This is a genomic window from Caulobacter sp. GW821-FHT09B08 (assembly GCF_059418225.1).
The window spans coordinates 61305-77145 of sequence record NZ_JBWKPL010000008.1 but is presented as its reverse complement, the minus strand read 5'-3'; the positions used below and the strand labels follow the sequence as shown (position 1 = coordinate 77145).

Here is a 15841-nt window from a genome sequence, read left to right as displayed (position 1 = left end):
CCTACCGCCGCCGCGACATCCCGCCCAGCAGGCCGCGCATGATCTCGCGGCCGGCCTGGCTGGCGACCGTGCGGACCAGGGTGACGGCGAAGGCCTCGACCATGGTCTGGCGGCCGCCCGAGGCGCGCGCCCGGGGCGCGGCCCGTGTTTCCCGCGCCTCTTCCCGCTGACGCACCTTCTCGGCCGCCGCGCGCTGGCGCTCGGCCTCGGCGCTGGCGGCGGCCTGGCTGGCCTGCTGCTGGGCCTGGGCGGCGCGGCCCTGAAGCACCTCGTAGGCGGACTCGCGGTCCAGGGTCTGATCGTAGAGGCCGGCGACCGGGCTCTTGGTCATCAGGCTCGCGCGCTCCTCTGGCGTCAGCGGACCCAGGCGCGAGGCCGGCGGGCGGATCGTGGTCTTCTGCACCACGCAGGGCGCGCCCTTCTCGTCCAGGGTCGAGATCAGGGCCTCGCCCACGCCCAGGGCCTGGATGGTCTCGGCCGTGTCGAAGGCGGGATTGGCGCGGAACGACTGGGCAGCGGCCTTCAGCCCCTTCTGGTCGGCGGGGGTGTAGGCGCGCAGGGCGTGCTGCACCCGGGCGCCCAGCTGGCCCAGCACCGCGTCGGGGATGTCGGCCGGGTTCTGGGTGACGAAATAGATGCCCACGCCCTTGGACCGGATCAGCCGCACGACCTGCTCGATCTTCTCCAGCAGCGGCTTGGGCGCGTCGTTGAACAGCAGGTGGGCTTCGTCGAAGAAGAACACCAGCTTGGGACGATCCGGATCGCCCACCTCGGGCAGCTCCTCGAACATCTCCGACAGCAGCCACAGCAGGAAGGTCGAATAGAGCTTGGGCGACTGGATCAGCCGGTCGGCGGCCAGCAGGTTCACATAGCCGCGCCCGGCGACGTCCGTCCGCATGATGTCGGCCAGCTTCAGGGCCGGCTCGCCGAAGAAGTGGTCGGCGCCCTGGCTCTGCAGGGTCAGTAGCTTGCGCTGGATCGCGCCGATGGTGGCGGGGGCGACGTTGCCGTACTGGGTGCCGATCTCGGCGGCGTGGTCGGAGACGTATTTCAGGGCCGCCTGCAGGTCCTTCAGGTCCAGCAGCAGCAGGCCGTCCTGGTCGGCGACGTGGAAGACGACGGTCAGCACGCCCTCCTGCACGTCGTTCAGTTCCAGGAGGCGCGACAGCAGGACGGGACCCATTTCCGAGATGGTGGCCCGGATCGGGTGGCCCTTCTGGCCGAACAGGTCCCAGAACACCACCGGCGGGGCCGAGGGCGTCAGGGTCAGGCCCATGGCGGTGGCGCGGGCCTGCATCTTCTCGTTGGGCGTTCCGACCATGGCCATGCCCGACAGGTCGCCCTTCACGTCGGCGGCGAACACCGGAACGCCCGCGTCGGCGAAGGCCTGGGCCATGACCTGCAGGGTCACGGTCTTGCCCGTGCCGGTCGCTCCGGCCACAACGCCGTGCCGGTTGGAGCGGTCCAGCCGCTGAACCACGGGGCCTTCGCCAGCACCGAGCAGGATTTCGCCTTCGCCGATCGCCAGGGTCATACGCAACGTCCTTCACATTGGGGGCTTAAGCCTAGCCCTGGCCTTGCGCCGCGCCAATCGGCGCGGTCAATGTGGCGCCAGTCTTTTACGAACGCCGCGAGAAAGAGATTTCGCCCATGACCGTGTCTCCGTCGATCACCGGCCGCAACGCCTTGGTGTTCATCGCGGTCATCCTCGGCGCCGCCGCCCTCTACTGGATGCGCGGCATCCTCACCCCCCTGGCCATGGCGGTGTTCCTGGCGGTGATGATCGACAGCTTCGCCCGGGTGCTGGTCGAGCGCTTGCCGCGCTTCCCCAAGGCCCTGGCCCTGCCCGCCGCCATCTTCCTGTCGATCGCCATCTTCGCCGGGTCGGTCTGGGTGGTGACGGCCAATGGCACGAGCTTCGTGCTGCAGATGCGCGAATACGCCCCGCGCCTGAACGAGGTGATCGCCAAGGTCGCCTCGCTGGTCGGTATCAAGGTGGCGCCGACCATCGGAGACCTGATCAACCAGCTCAATCCCAGCAAGTACGCGGGCGCGGCGGCCCAGAGCCTGCAGAACTTCGCCTCCAACGCGGTGCTGGTGCTGATCTATCTGGGCTTCATCATCGCCTCGCGGCGGGGCTTCAATCGCAAGATCGTCGCGCTCTATCCGCATCATGCCGAGCGCGACGGGGCCATGCAGCTGTTCCAGCGCATCCGCAACGGGGTGGAGCAGTACCTGTGGATCCAGACCGTCACCGGCTTGATGATCGCCGTCGCCGCCTGGGTGGTGATGATGCTGCTGCGTCTGGACAACGCCCTGTTCTGGGCCTTCCTGATCTTCGTGGCCGCCTATATCCCGATCATCGGCGGCGCGGTCGGCTGCATCCTGCCGCCGCTGTTCGCCTTGGTGCAGTTCCCCGACACCTTCTGGCCGGCCCTGATCCTGTTCGGCGCGCTGGAGCTGATCTTCTTCGTGGTCGGCAACGTCATCTATCCGCGCATGCAGGGCGACAGCCTGAACATCGACCCCACGGTGGTGCTGCTGTCCCTCGCCGTCTGGGGCGCGCTGTGGGGGGTGACGGGCATGTTCCTGTCCACGCCCCTGACCGTGGCCCTGATGCTGATCATGGCCCAGTTCGAGGGCACCCGCTGGATCGCCATCATGCTGTCGGAGGACGGCGATCCCAGCGGCAACGGCCTGGACCGCAAGGCGCCCGGGGCGTCGAAATCGGCCGCGGCGAAGAAAAAGTCGCCTTCGCGACAGAACGCGGGCTAGGGGGCTTAAAATCCCAAATGGCCTTCCTATCTAGATCCTGTCGGCGGTCCCCCGCGCCGACCCCGCGCGACGCAGACCGATTTTCTGGAGCGTCCGATGCGGAACCGCCCGTCGCCCCCCGGCGGGCCCGCGCCGCCGGTTTTCCCCCCAACCGGCGGCGCTTCCGCGTCCGGAGCCTGGCGGCTCCCGCGTCCGGGCCTCGAATTTTCTCGGTAAGATATTCCGCCGTATTCCCAGGTCTCGGTTGAAACCAGGCCTGAAAGGGCTAGGTTGTCGCCAAAAATTCGCGAGGAAATCCCATGGTCGGTGAAAAACTTGACCCCAAGGCGGCAACGGCTCAATCCGACGGTCTGATCACGGCCTTCGGCGCGGCCCTGGGGCAGGGGACGCTCACCGAAGCCCAGGCCCGGTTCGCCGCCCAGGCCCAGGAAGACTGGTCGGCCGAGGAACTGCCCGGCTTCGATCCCGCCGACATCGCCCACGCCCTGGCCGAGTTCTGGCGCTTCGGCGAGACGGCTTCGGAGCCCCTCTCCATCCGCATCCGCCACGCCGTTCGGGCGGACGGGGCCGACCTGAAGAGCGACCTGCTGGAGATCGTCCAGCCCGACCGTCCGTTCCTGGTCGACAGCATCATGGGCGCCATCGCCGAGCAGGGCTTCTCGGTGCGGGCCATGTTCCACCCGGTGGTCGACGGCCGCTCGATGATCCAGGTCTATCTGGCCCCGGTGGGCGAGGACCGCGAGGCGGCCCTGCTGGCCGCCGTCCGCGACGCCCTGGCCGACGTCCAGCTGGCGGTCGACGACTTCGACGCCATGAAGGCCCTGATCCACCGCACGATCGACGAGCTGCGCGCCTCGCCCGTGGCGATCCCCGAAGCCGAGCGCGCCGAGGGCCTGGCGTTCCTGGACTGGCTGGAGGGCGACCGCTTCGTCTTCCTGGGCGCGCGCGTCTACGACTATCCCCGCACGCCGGACGGCGGCTACGCGGCCGAGGAGCCGCTGTACCAGCCCGAGGGCAGCCTGGGCGTGCTGCGCGACCAGACCCTGACCGTGCTGCGCCGGGGCAGCGAGCCGGCGATCCTGTCGCCCCAGGTCCGGGACCACCTGCTGCTGGGCGCGCCCCTGGTGGTGGCCAAGTCGAACCTGCGCTCCAAGGTCCACCGCCGGGGCTACATGGACTATGTCGGGGTGCGCCGGTACGGCGCCGACGGCAAGCCCTCGGGCGAGGTCCGCTTCGTGGGCCTGTTCACCGCCGAGGCCTACGAGACCCCCGCTCACGAGGTGCCGGTGATCCGCCGCAAGGTCGCGCACGTGCTGAGCGAGGCCGGCAAGGATCCGGAAGGCCACAGCGGCAAGCGGCTGCGCAACATCCTGGAGACCTGGCCGCGCGACGAGCTGTTCCAGATCTCCGAGGACGAACTGCTGTCCATGGCCCTGGGGGTGCTGCACCTCTACGACCGGCCACGCGTGCGGCTGTTCGCCCGCAAGGACCCGTTCGACCGCTTCATCTCGGTGCTGATGTTCGTGCCGCGCGAGCGCTACGACAGCGGCGTGCGCGAGCGGGCCGGCAAGATCCTGGCCGACGCCTATCAGGGCCGGGTCAGCGCCTATTATCCCAGCTTCTCCGACGCCCCCCTGGCCCGCGTGCACTACGTGCTGGGCGTCACGCCCGGCCAGCACGGCGATCCGGACCTGGCCGCCCTGGAAGCCGCCGTCGCCGAGACCGCCCGCACCTGGGACGACCGCTTCGAGGCGGCCGTTCGCGACGGCGGGGCGCCGGGCCGCGTGGCCCAGACCCTGGCCCGCTGGCAGGGCGCCTTCCCGCCCGGCTATCGCGACCAGTACGACGCCGCCGAGGCCCTGGCCGACCTCGCCGTGGTCGACGACCTGGCCCAGGGCGAGCCCGTGCGGGTCCGCGCCTTCCGCCACGCCGACGACGACAAGCTGACCTTCCGCTTCAAGCTCTATCGCCCCGACGCCGCCGCGCCCCTGGCCGACGTGCTGCCGATCCTGGAGCACATGGGGCTGAAGGCCCTGATCGAGGACGGCTTCAAGCTGACGCCCTCGGACACCAGCCATCCCAAGGTCTGGGTCCACGAATTCACCCTGCGCGACGAGCGTGGCGAGCACCTGTCGTTCGGCGACATCAAGACCGCCTTCGAGGCCGCCTTCGTGGCCATCTGGACCGGCCGGGCCGAGAGCGACGGCTTCAACCGCCTGGTGCTGGAACTGGGCGTGGGCTGGCGCGAGGCCGCCCTGGTCCGCGCCCTGGCCCGCTATCGCCAGCAGACGGGCCTGGACCCCAGCCAGGGCGTGCAGGAGCAGGCCCTGTCGGACAATCCCGGCGTCACCCGCCTGATCCTCGACCTGTTCCGCATCAAGTTCGACCCGGCCGTCCACGCCGACCTGAACGCGCGCGAAGAGCAGGCCAAGGCCGTCGAGGCCGGCATCAATGATGCCCTCCAGGCGGTGGAAAGCCTGGACGCCGACCGCGTCCTGCGCCGCATCGCCGCCCTGGTCGGCGCCATCCAGCGGACCAACTTCTTCCAGGTCGGTCCCGACGGCGAACCCAAGCCCTACATCAGCTACAAGATCGCCTCGCGCGAGCTGGAGGACCTGCCGGCCCCCAAGCCCTATCGCGAGATCTATGTCTCGGCCCCGCACGTCGAGGGCGTGCATCTGCGCTTCGGTCCCGTGGCGCGCGGCGGCCTGCGCTGGTCGGACCGCCGCGACGACTTCCGCACCGAGGTGCTGGGGCTGGTGAAGGCCCAGCAGGTCAAGAACGCGGTGATCGTGCCGGTCGGCTCCAAGGGCGGCTTCTATCCGAAGAACCTGCCGCGCGGCGGCGACCGCGACGCCATCCAGGCCGAGGCCATCCGCGCCTACAAGACCTTCCTGTCGGGCCTGCTGGACATCACCGACAATATCGACGCCGACAACCGCATCGTCCCGCCGACCGGCGTGGTGGTGCATGACGGCGAGGACCCCTATCTGGTCGTCGCTGCCGACAAGGGCACGGCCACCTTCTCCGACATCGCCAACGGCGTGGCCGAGTCCTACGGCTTCTGGCTGGGCGACGCCTTCGCCTCGGGCGGTTCGGTGGGCTACGACCACAAGGTGATGGGCATCACCGCCCGGGGCGCCTGGGAGGCGGTCAAGCGCCACTTCCGCGAGCTGGGCAAGGACATCCAGGCCGAGCCCTTCACCGTGGTGGGCGTGGGTGACATGTCGGGCGACGTGTTCGGCAACGGCATGCTGCTGTCCAAGCAGATCAAGCTCTTGGCTGCCTTCGACCATCGCCACATCTTCCTGGACCCCGATCCGGACGTGGCCAAGTCGTGGGCCGAGCGCGAGCGGATGTTCCGCCTGCCGCGCTCGTCCTGGGACGACTACGACAAGGGCCTGATCTCCAAGGGCGGCGGGGTGTTCCCGCGCACGCTCAAGCAGATCCCGCTGTCGGCTGAGGTGCGGGCCATGCTGGACCTGAAGGGCGAGACGGCCGCGCCGAGCGAGGTGCTGACCGCCATCCTCAAGGCCCGCGCCGAGCTCCTCTATTTCGGCGGCATCGGCAACTATGTGAAGGCCAGGACCGAGAGCCACGCCGAGGCCGGCGACAAGGCCAACGACGCCATCCGCGTCAACGGCGTGGACCTGCGGGTCAAGGTGATCGGCGAGGGCGCGAACCTCGGCGTCACCCAGGCCGGCCGGATCGAGTTCGCTCAAGCGAGCGGCCACATCAACACCGACGCCATCGACAACTCGGCCGGGGTCGACAGCTCCGACCACGAGGTCAACATCAAGATCCTGACCGGGATCCTGGAGCGCGGCGGCAAGCTGGATCGCGAGGGCCGCAACAAGCTCCTGCCGACCATGACCGACGACGTGGCCGGCCACGTCCTGGCCGACAATTACGACCAGACCCTGGCCCTGTCGCTGATGGAGAGCGACGCGGTGTCGGAGGTCAGCTCCCACGCCCAGTTCATGGCCGGGCTGGAAGCCAAGGGGCGGCTGGATCGCCGCGTCGAGGGGCTGCCGGAAGCGGCGGCTCTCGCCGAGCGCGCCCAGGCCGGCAAGGGTCTGACCCGGCCGGAACTGGCCGTGCTGCTGGCCTATGGCAAGATCGATCTGTTCGACGACATCGTCGCCTCCCAGGCGCCCGATGATCCGTGGTTCGAGGCGACGCTGAAGGGCTATTTCCCGCCGGCCCTGGGCCAATATGCCGACGCCATGCAGCAGCACCGGCTGAAGCGCGAGATCATCGCCACCGTCCTCGACAACCAGATGATCAACATGTGCGGCCCGACCTTCCCGAGCCGCCTGAAGGCCGCCGCCGGCTGCGACACGACCGCCCTGGTCATCGCCTTCGCCGCCGCCCGCGAGATCCTGGGCGTCGACGCCCTGTGGGACCAGGTCTCGGCCCTGGACGGCAAGGCCTCGGCCGGCGGCCAGCTGGCGCTCTACAAGGCCCTGGCCTACGCCCAGCGCAGCCTGACCTTCTGGCTGGCCCGTCGGGCGTTCAAGGACAAGCTAACCGTCAAGGCCCTGGTCGAGGCCTACGGTCCGTCGGTCAAGGCGCTGTCGGCCCTGGGCGTGTCGATCCTGTCGCCGTTCGAGCAGAAGACCACGGCCAAGCGGACCAAGGCCTATGTGGCCGACGGCGCGCCCGAGGCCCTGGCCCAGGCGGTGGCGGCGCTGCAGCCCCTGACCACGGCCGCCGATCTGGTCGACCTGGGCAACGCCTCCAGCTGGTCGGTCGAGAACGTGGCGCGGCTCTATCACCAGGTGGGCGCGGCCTACGGCTTCGACCGCCTGCGCTCGGCTGCCGGTTCGTTCGTCGGCGGCGACGCCTTCGAGCGCCTGGCCGTGCGCCGGCTGATCGAGGACATGCTGGGCGAGCAGACCGCCATCACCCAGACGGTCCTGAAGTTCGCCGCCAACGCCCAGGCCGGCGACGACGAGGTCTCGGCCAAGGCGGCGGTGACCTCCTGGAGCGCCCTGCGCCCCGACGCCGTCCGCGCCGCCAAGCGCACGGTCGAGGACATCGAACAGGCCGGCGGCGGCTGGACCTTCGCCAAGCTGACCATCGCCAACGCGGCGCTGCGGGGCCTGGCGAGCGCGACGTAAATCCCTCTCCCCTTGCGGGAGAGGGTGGCCCCGCGAAGCGGGGTCGGGTGAGGGGTTGAAAGACCTGTCCGCCGCGATCAGCCGAAAGGCCGGTCGCGGCGGTTTTCGTTCGTGCGACCCCTCATCCGTCGGCTTGCGCCGACACCTTCTCCCGCAAGGGGAGAAGGATCGTTATAAGCGTCTCCGGTTTGGGGGACGCGTACATGGACAAGGGTGATCGGCAGCGGGTGGCGTGGGCGCTCTACGAGTGGGCCCAGCAGCCGTATTGGGCGCTGATCGCCACCTTCATCTTCACCCCCTATTTCGCCGCCGGCTTCGTCGGCGACGCCGCGCGGGGGCAGAGCCTGCTGGGCTATGCCGGGGCGATCTCTGGCCTGATGATCGCCGTGTTCAGCCCGCTGGTCGGGGCCAGCCTGGACGCCCGGCGCAATCCGCGCGCCTGGTTGATCGGTCTGTCGGTTCCGTTCGTCCTGGCCAGCGCCGCCCTGTGGCTGGCCACGCCCGGCGACGCGGGCCGCGTCCTGCCGATCCTGGTCTGCCTGGTGGTGGCCGGGGTGGCGGCCGAGCTCAGCGCCTCGGTGATGAACGCCCTGCTGCCCCTGGTCGCCAAACCGGGCCAGCTGGGGCGGTTGTCGGGCACGGCCTGGGCCCTGGCCTATTGCGGGGCGCTGATCACCCTGTTCGTGGTGCTGCTGTGCTTCTCCCTGCCCAAGGTCCCGATGCTGGGTCTGTCCAAGGCCCTGCACGAGCCCGACCGCATCGTGGGGCCGCTGGTCGCCGTCTGGTTCCTGGTCTTCGCCTGGCCGCTGATCCTGGTCGCGCCCCAGCCGCCCAAGATCGCCGGCCACAAGCCGCTGGCCGAGCTGTGGACGACGATCCGCTCTCTGCCGCGCCGTCCGTGGATGCTGCGTTTCCTGATCGGCCGGATGCTGGTTGGCGACGGCATTTCCAGCTTCATAGCCTTCGGCGGCGTGCTGGCCGCCGGCATGTTCGGCTGGACCACCACCCAGCTTGGCCTCTACGCCATCGCCCTGACCGTCTTCGCCGGGATCGGCACCTTCGTCGGCGGCCGGGTCGACCAGAAGCTGGGCTCCAAGACCACGGTGCTGATCGCCTCGGGCGTGGTGCTGTTCGGGGCGTTCGGCATCGGCCTGGTGGGCCGCGACACCCTGGCCTTCGTGATCAAGGTGGCCCCGCCCGTCGAGGGCGCGCCCCTGTTCTCCAGCTTGCCCGAGCGGGCGTTCCTGGGCTTTTCGCTGTTCGTGGGCCTGACCTTCGGACCGGCCCAGGCATCCCTGCGGGCCTGGATGGCCGAGCTGGCCCCGGCCGGCGAGACCGGGCGGTGGTTCGGGCTCTACGCCCTGTCGGGCAAGGCGACGGCCTTCATGGCCCCGCTGGTCATCGCCGTGGGCACGCGCCTGGTCGGCGACCAGCGCATCGCCGTGGCCGTCTCGGCCCTGTTCCTGGCGGCCGGCGCCGTGGTCCTGGCCCGCGTGCCGCGCCAGGGACCCGAAGCTGCCTAACCCTGGGTTGTCGTCGGCGGCGACACGGTTCAGGATCGCCGCCGGTTACAGTTGGGGGAGGGCGTACATGACCAAGGATCGGATCGTTCTGCTGGATTCGCTGCGGGGCCTGGCGGTGCTGGGCATCCTTCTGTGCAACATCCCGATCTCCGCCGAGCCCCATTCGGTGGCCACCAGCCTGACCCTGTGGCCGCCCGGCATGGCCCCGGCCTCTGTGGCGGTGTGGTGGGTCACCCAGGTGTTCTTCCAGCAGAAGTTCTATTCGATGTTCGCCATGCTGTTCGGCGCCTCGATCCTGCTGGTGGGCGGCGAAGGCGGAGACGGCGAGCGCCAGAAGATCCTGGTCCTGCGCCTGGTCAGCCTGCTGGCCATCGGCCTGTTCCACGGCTTCGTCATCTGGCAGGGCGACGTGCTCAACACCTACGCCATCGTCGGCCTGCTGGCGATCTGGGCGCGCGGCTGGCCGGCCAAGCGGCTGCTGCAGGCGGGGATCGGCCTGCACCTGGGGCTGTCGGGCTGGAACGCCTGGACCATGCTCAAGCACGCGGCCGAGGGCGGGGGCGATCCGCCGCCGGCGAAGATGGCCGAGTTCCTGGCGAGCATCCACGCCGACACCGTCCAGTACCAGGGCGGTTTCAGCCAGTCCTTCGTCCAGAACGCCAAGGACTACGGGACCTGGATCTTCGAGTCCTTCGCCCACTGGCCCCAGACCTGGCCGATCCTGGTGCTGTCGCTGATGCTGGTCGGCATGGGGCTCTACAAGCTGGGCGTCCTGACCGGCAAGGTGTCGGTCGGCGTCTACCAGGCCCTGGTCGGGACGGGCCTCGGCGCCCTGGTGATCGTGGGCCTGGCCGAGACCCTCTACACCGTGCTGCCCGACCACGGCTGGCCGATCCGCAGCCTGGCCCGCTGGCTGCAGAGCGCCACCGCCCCGGTGGTCAGCCTGGGCTATGTGGGGCTGATGGTGCTGGCGGCGCGGTCGCGGATCTGGAAGGCGATCCCGGCGATCCTGGCCCCGGTGGGCCAGATGGCCTTCACCAACTACCTGACCCAGTCGATCCTGATGACCGTGCTGCTGTACGGCGGTCGGGGCCCAAGCCTCTACGGCAAGGTCGACCGGCCGTTCCTGGCGGCGGCCGTGGCGGTGATCTGGCTGCTGCAGATTCTGTGGTCGCGCTGGTGGATGGCGCGGTTCACCATGGGGCCGCTGGAGTGGCTGTGGCGCCTGGCCTATCGCGGACCCATGCCCCTGCGCCGCGAGCCGGCCAAGGTGGCGGTCGCGGTCTAGGGCGGCGGCGGGGCCGGATTCAGGAAGGTGTCGAGCGCGGTGTCGATCACCGTCAGGGTGACCGCGTCGCGCAGGCGCTGGGCCTCGGCCAGGCTCATGCCGGCGGCCGTATAGCCGGCGATCTCGGTCAGGTCGGTCTCGCCCCGGACCAGGTTCTCGAACTCGGCCCTGGTCAGTTGTCCGGCGGCCAGCTGGCCGGTCCAGCGCGCGAGATTGATCTTGGCCTTGTCGAGGGCGTCCTGGGCCAAGGCCTTCACCTGGGCCGAATAGCCCTCGAAGCTGTCCTTGCCCAGCACCGTGAGGTTGGCCTTGGCGGCCGCGACGAAGTCGTCGAACTGGCTCACGCCCCGCCTCCCTGCATCGCGCCGCAGGACTGGGCCTGCTGCTTGTTGGCCTCCAGGCACAGGATGTAGTCGAAGGCCCGACGGATCTGGATCTTCTTCTCTTCGCGGAACGCCAGGCCCAGGGTGTTCTGGGTTTTCCAGAGCTTGATCGTGCCGCCCCACAGCGCGCGGTCGGGATCGCGCAGCAGGTCCCACTGCTTGGCGGCCAGGGCGTTCTGCGGCGTGCTGGCCGCCACCGTCGCGGCCCCGTCGAGGCGGGCGTTCAGGGCGTCGACCTCGGCGGCGTGCCCGGCATAGAAGTCGCCGGCCTTGTCCAGCAGGGCCAGGGTGTCGGTCTTCAGGGCGGCGGTGTTGCTCTGGACCGCCGGATTGAACGGCGGCGAGACCGGCGCGCAGGCGGGCAGCACCGCCAGGGGCGACAGCAGGGTCAGGACCAGGGCGGCCCGCGCGATCGGCGCCAGCTTCATGGGAACCTCCGGCAACGCGCCGCGACCCTGGCATGCGTCGATCTTCATTGCAATCTATGCAAGAGAAATGCGCGTTGAGCGCGAGTCTCAGGCGCCGACCGACGCCAGGGCCTTGGCGAAATAGTCGCGGGTCTGGGCGAACAGGTCGGGCCGGTAGCGGGCGCGCGGGTCGTTGGCGCGGTCGTCGTCGTAGGTGTGGGTGGCGTCGGGATGGAAGACGGTGTCCACCGCCAGGCCGTCGCGCCGCAGTCGCTCCAGCGCCGCCTGGGGCGACTTCCAGCCCACCACCTGGTCCTTGCCGGCCAGCACCGAATAGACCGGCGGCAGGACGCCCGCTCCCCAGCCTCGGCGGCCGGTCAGGGAGGGGAAATAGGCGAAGGGATAGACCAGCAGCGCGCCCTTGACCCGCTCGCGCAGCCTGGCCGGGTCGGCGTCGGTCACGCCGGTGGCCCGGGCCGCGCCGTCGCCGATCGCAAAGCCGTCCATGATCGACCAGCCGCCGTGGCTCCAGCCGGCCAGGAACACCCGTCCAGCGTCGGCCCAGTCTTGCGTTTCCAGCCAGGCCAGCATGGCGAAGATGTCGCCCGACCGGCGCAGGCCGTGCAGGGTGGCGCCCGTGCAGACCGTCAGCTTGGCCCGCAGGGGCGAGATGCCGCGCGGGGCGAAGCTGTCGACCACCACGGCCGCCCAGCCCGCCTCGACCGCGACCTGGGCATAGGCCTCCAGGAACGGGGTCTTGCCCCCGCAGCCGTGCAGGATCGGCGCCACCGGAAAGGGGCCGGGTCCCGCAGGCTTGAACACCTTGGAGGCGGCGGCGAGCTGGGCTCCCCAGTCGGCGCTGAGCATGGCGGTCGATCTCCCGACTGACGGTTCAAGGATCGGAGATAGGGGCGACGACCGGCGACGCCTAGATTTCCTGGTTGTACCGGCCCACCCGACCTTCCAGGCGGGGCTTCACCTCCTGGCGAAACAGGGCGCGCATGTCGTCCTCGGACCGGGTGCTTTCGACCACCACCACCACCTCGGGCTTGTTGGACGAGGCGCGGACCAGGACCCAGGAGCCGTCCTCCAGGTGGACCCGCACGCCATTGACCGTGATCACCTCGACGATCTTCCGTCCCAGGATCGATCCGCCGGCGGCGAACAGGTCTTGGTATTCCTGCACCACCTCGGCGACGACGCCGTACTTCACCTCGTCGGCGCAGTGGGGGCTCATGGTCAGGGAGGTGAAGGCCACCGGCAGGGCCTTGCGCATGTCCGACAGTTTCACGCCCGGATTGCGGTCCAGCATGGCCAGGATGGCGGCCGCGGCGGTCAGGCCGCAGTCGTAGCCGTAGCCCAGATCGCCGTTCATGAAGAAGTGGCCGCTCTTCTCGAAGCCGGCCAGGGCGCCCAGCTCGGCGCTCTTGCGCTTGATGTAGCTGTGGCCGGTCTTCCAGTAGACCGTCTTGCAGCCGTGGGCCGCCAGGATCGGGTCGGTGGCGTAGAGGCCGGTGGACTTCACGTCGACCACGAAGGTCGCGCCCGGGTTCAGCGGGGCCAGGTCGCGGGCCAGCATCAGGCCGATCTTGTCGGCGAAGATTTCCTCGCCCTCGTCGTCGACCACGCCGCAGCGGTCGCCGTCGCCGTCGAAGCCGAAGGCCAGGTCCGCGCCGTGCTCGCGCACCGCCTCGGCCATGGCGTGCAGCATCACCGCGTCTTCCGGGTTCGGATTGTATTTGGGGAAGGTGTAGTCGAGCTCGGTGTCCATGCCGATCACGTCGCTGACGCCCATGCGGGTCAGCCCCTCGACCGCGAAGGCCCCGGCGGTGCCGTTGCCGCAGGCGGCGATGACCTTGAGGGGACGGGTGATCCGGGCGCGCTTGGCCACGTCGGCGATGTAGCGCTCGGCCTCGTCCTCCACGCGGATCAGCTTGCCGCCGTCGCGCTCGACGAAGGCGCCGCCCAGGACGATCTCCTTCAGTCGGCCCATCTCGTCGGGACCGAAGGTCAGGGGCTTCTGGGCGCCCATCTTCACGCCGGTCCAGCCGTTCTCGTTGTGGCTGGCGGTGACCATGGCCACGCAGGGGATGTCCAGGTCGAACTGGGCGAAATAGGCGGTGGGCGACAGGGCCAGGCCGATGTCGTGCACCTCGCAGCCCGCCGCGATCAGGCCCAGGGTCAGGGCCTGCTTGATCGACAGCGAATAGCCGCGGAAGTCGTGGCCGACCACGATCTTCGACTGACCCAGCTCGTGGATATAGGTCCCCAGGCCCAGGCCCAGGGCCTGCACGCCCAGCAGGTTGATCTCGGGCCCGAACAGCCAGCGCGCGTCGTATTCCCGAAAGCCGGTGGCCTTGACCAGGGGCTCGTTCTCATAGGCGGCGGTGTTGGGAACGAGGTCTGAGCGGGGCTTGGAAAACATCGGGACTGCTTCGTGGATCGGCGGGCGCCCTAGCTAGCACAGGCGCGCCCGCCGATCTTCGCTCTAGTGGCGGAACACCCGCACGCCGGTGAAGGCCATGGTCAGGCCCAGCTTGTCGGCGGCCTCGATCACCTCGGGGTCGCGCATCGAGCCGCCCGGCTGGATGATCGCCGTGGCGCCCGCTTCGGCCGCCTGGATCAGGCCGTCGGCGAACGGGAAGAAGGCCTCCGAGGCGCAGGCGCAGCCCTTCAGGTCCAGGCCGAAATCGGCGGCGCGCAGGGCGGCGATGCGGGCCGAGTCCTTGCGGTTCATCTGGCCGGCGCCGACGCCCAGGGTCTGGCCGGCGCGGGCATAGACGATGGCGTTGGACTTGACGTGCTTGCCCACGGTGAAGGCGAACAGCATGTCGCGCACCTCTTCGTCCGTCGGCTGACGCTTGGTGACGATTTTCAGGTCCGAGGCCTTGATCCGAGCGTCGTCGCGGGATTGCACCAGGAAACCGCCGGCCACGCTCTTGAAGGTGTCGCCGGTCGACAGGGCGTCGGGCAGACCGCCGGTGACCAGCAGGCGCAGGTTCTTCTTGGCGGCGAACACCTCGACGGCGTCGTCGTCGGCTTCCGGGGCGATCACCACCTCGGTGAAGATCTCGACCATTGCCAAGGCCGCTTCGCGGGTCAGGCGGCTGTTGACCGCCACGATGCCGCCGAAGGCGCTGGTGGGGTCGCAGGCCAGGGCCCGCTCATAGGCCTCACGCTGGGTGGCGCCCACGGCCACGCCGCAGGGGTTGGCGTGCTTGATGATCGCCACGGCTGGGCCCTGGGCCGGGTCGAACTCGGCGATCAGCTCGAAGGCCGCGTCGGTGTCGTTGATGTTGTTGTAGCTGAGTTCCTTGCCCTGCAGCTGCTTGGCCGTCGCCACGCCCGGACGCGGATTGGGGAAGGTGTAGAAGGCCGCCTTCTGGTGCGGGTTCTCGCCGTAGCGCATGACCTGGCGCAGTTCGCCGGCGATGGCCTTGCGGGCCGGGAAGTCCTGCCCCAGTTGGGCGGCGAACCAGCTGGAGATCGCCGCGTCATAGGCCGCCGTGCGGGCATAGGCGCGGGCCGCCAGCGTCTGGCGAAGTTCCAACGAAGTCGCGCCGCCGGCCTTCAGGGCCTCCAGCACCTCGGCCAGGTCCGCCGGGTCGGTGCAGACGGCGACATAGCCGTGGTTCTTGGCCGCCGAGCGGATCATGGCCGGGCCGCCGATGTCGATGTTCTCGACGCACTCGGCGTAGCTGCCGCCTTTGGCGACCGTGGCCTCGAACGGATAGAGGTTCACGTAGAGGATATCGATGCCGCCGATGCCGTGGTCGGCCATGGCCTGCTTGTGCTCGGGCGCGTCGCGCACGCCCAGCAGGCCCCCGTGGACGATGGGGTGCAGGGTCTTGACCCGGCCGTCCATCATCTCGGGAAAGCCCGTCAGGTCCGACACGTCCTTGACCGGCAGGCCGGCCGCGGCGATGGCGGCCTTGGTGCCGCCGGTCGAAACCAGCTCGACGCCCGCCTCGTGCAGGACCTTGGCCGCCTCGACCAGGCCCGTCTTGTCGGAGACCGACAGCAGGGCGCGCTTGGGGACGACGAGATCGGGGGCGGACGGATAGTCTGGGGCGGCGGGCACGGCGGACTCCTGTGAGGTCTTTTCAGAACAGTGTGGGAGCCCAGGCGCGCGGCATATGAGGTTCGCGCTCCCCGATGGTTGCCCATCACTAGCGCCAGTCACGCGAACGGCGCGGAAAATACGGGGGCGGGCGGGGGAGTCAATTGCGGTCGGTCGTGCGGCGATCACTTGCCCCCTACGGACCGCTTCGCGGTCGTCTTCCCCCGGAGGGGGAAGAGGGCGCGCGCTTTCCGTCCTCCGCCCCCTACGGGGGCGGACAGA

10 protein-coding genes and 1 riboswitch are annotated in these 15841 nt (G+C 69.7%); of the genes, 4 read left to right on the top strand and 6 right to left on the bottom strand.

Annotated elements, in window-relative coordinates:
• Position 1: 1 nt before the first annotated feature.
• A complete protein-coding gene (locus tag AC07OA_RS20575; protein WP_494665689.1) occupies positions 2-1534 on the bottom strand; it encodes a helicase HerA-like C-terminal domain-containing protein in 1533 nt (510 codons plus the stop codon).
• A gap of 116 nt (positions 1535-1650) precedes the next feature.
• On the opposite strand from AC07OA_RS20575, the gene AC07OA_RS20570 reads away from it, so the two are divergent.
• The 4 genes from AC07OA_RS20570 to AC07OA_RS20555 all read left to right on the top strand — a co-directional run bounded on the left by AC07OA_RS20570 (position 1651) and on the right by AC07OA_RS20555 (position 10709).
• The gene (locus tag AC07OA_RS20570; protein ID WP_494665688.1) at positions 1651-2775 is read left to right on the top strand and encodes an AI-2E family transporter; all 1125 of its coding nucleotides are present in this window, start codon (positions 1651-1653) and stop codon (positions 2773-2775) included.
• Between the two features lie 299 nt (positions 2776-3074).
• Positions 3075-7898 (top strand): NAD-glutamate dehydrogenase, encoded by a 4824-nt coding sequence (locus AC07OA_RS20565; protein ID WP_494665687.1) that lies wholly within the window; start codon positions 3075-3077, stop codon positions 7896-7898.
• Between the two features lie 203 nt (positions 7899-8101).
• Positions 8102-9421 carry an MFS transporter gene (locus AC07OA_RS20560; protein ID WP_494665686.1) on the top strand — a complete coding sequence of 440 codons (1320 nt, stop codon included), beginning with the start codon at positions 8102-8104 and terminating at the stop codon, positions 9419-9421.
• 67 nt (positions 9422-9488) lie between these two features.
• A complete protein-coding gene (locus tag AC07OA_RS20555) occupies positions 9489-10709 on the top strand; it encodes a DUF418 domain-containing protein (RefSeq protein WP_494665685.1) in 1221 nt (406 codons plus the stop codon).
• Here the strand turns inward: AC07OA_RS20555 and AC07OA_RS20550 are convergent.
• The 5 genes from AC07OA_RS20550 to purH form a co-directional block, all read right to left on the bottom strand.
• On the bottom strand, positions 10706-11053 hold the full coding sequence (locus tag AC07OA_RS20550) for a hypothetical protein (protein WP_494665684.1): 348 nt from the start codon (positions 11051-11053) through the stop codon (positions 10706-10708). The two genes, AC07OA_RS20555 and AC07OA_RS20550, sit on opposite strands and share 4 nt — an antisense overlap.
• Complete coding sequence (locus AC07OA_RS20545) at positions 11050-11520, bottom strand: hypothetical protein (RefSeq protein WP_494665683.1); 471 nt, start codon at positions 11518-11520, stop codon at positions 11050-11052. Before AC07OA_RS20545 ends, AC07OA_RS20550 begins: the two co-directional genes overlap by 4 nt.
• A gap of 87 nt (positions 11521-11607) precedes the next feature.
• A complete protein-coding gene (locus tag AC07OA_RS20540) occupies positions 11608-12366 on the bottom strand; it encodes a dienelactone hydrolase family protein (protein ID WP_494665682.1) in 759 nt (252 codons plus the stop codon).
• A gap of 61 nt (positions 12367-12427) precedes the next feature.
• Positions 12428-13924: a phosphomannomutase/phosphoglucomutase gene (locus tag AC07OA_RS20535; protein ID WP_494665681.1), complete on the bottom strand. Its 1497-nt coding sequence runs from the start codon at positions 13922-13924 to the stop codon at positions 12428-12430.
• 63 nt (positions 13925-13987) lie between these two features.
• Positions 13988-15580: a bifunctional phosphoribosylaminoimidazolecarboxamide formyltransferase/IMP cyclohydrolase gene (purH, locus tag AC07OA_RS20530; RefSeq protein ID WP_494665680.1), complete on the bottom strand. Its 1593-nt coding sequence runs from the start codon at positions 15578-15580 to the stop codon at positions 13988-13990.
• 31 nt (positions 15581-15611) lie between these two features.
• Positions 15612-15692, bottom strand: a riboswitch (ZMP/ZTP riboswitch).
• Positions 15693-15841: the final 149 nt, after the last annotated feature.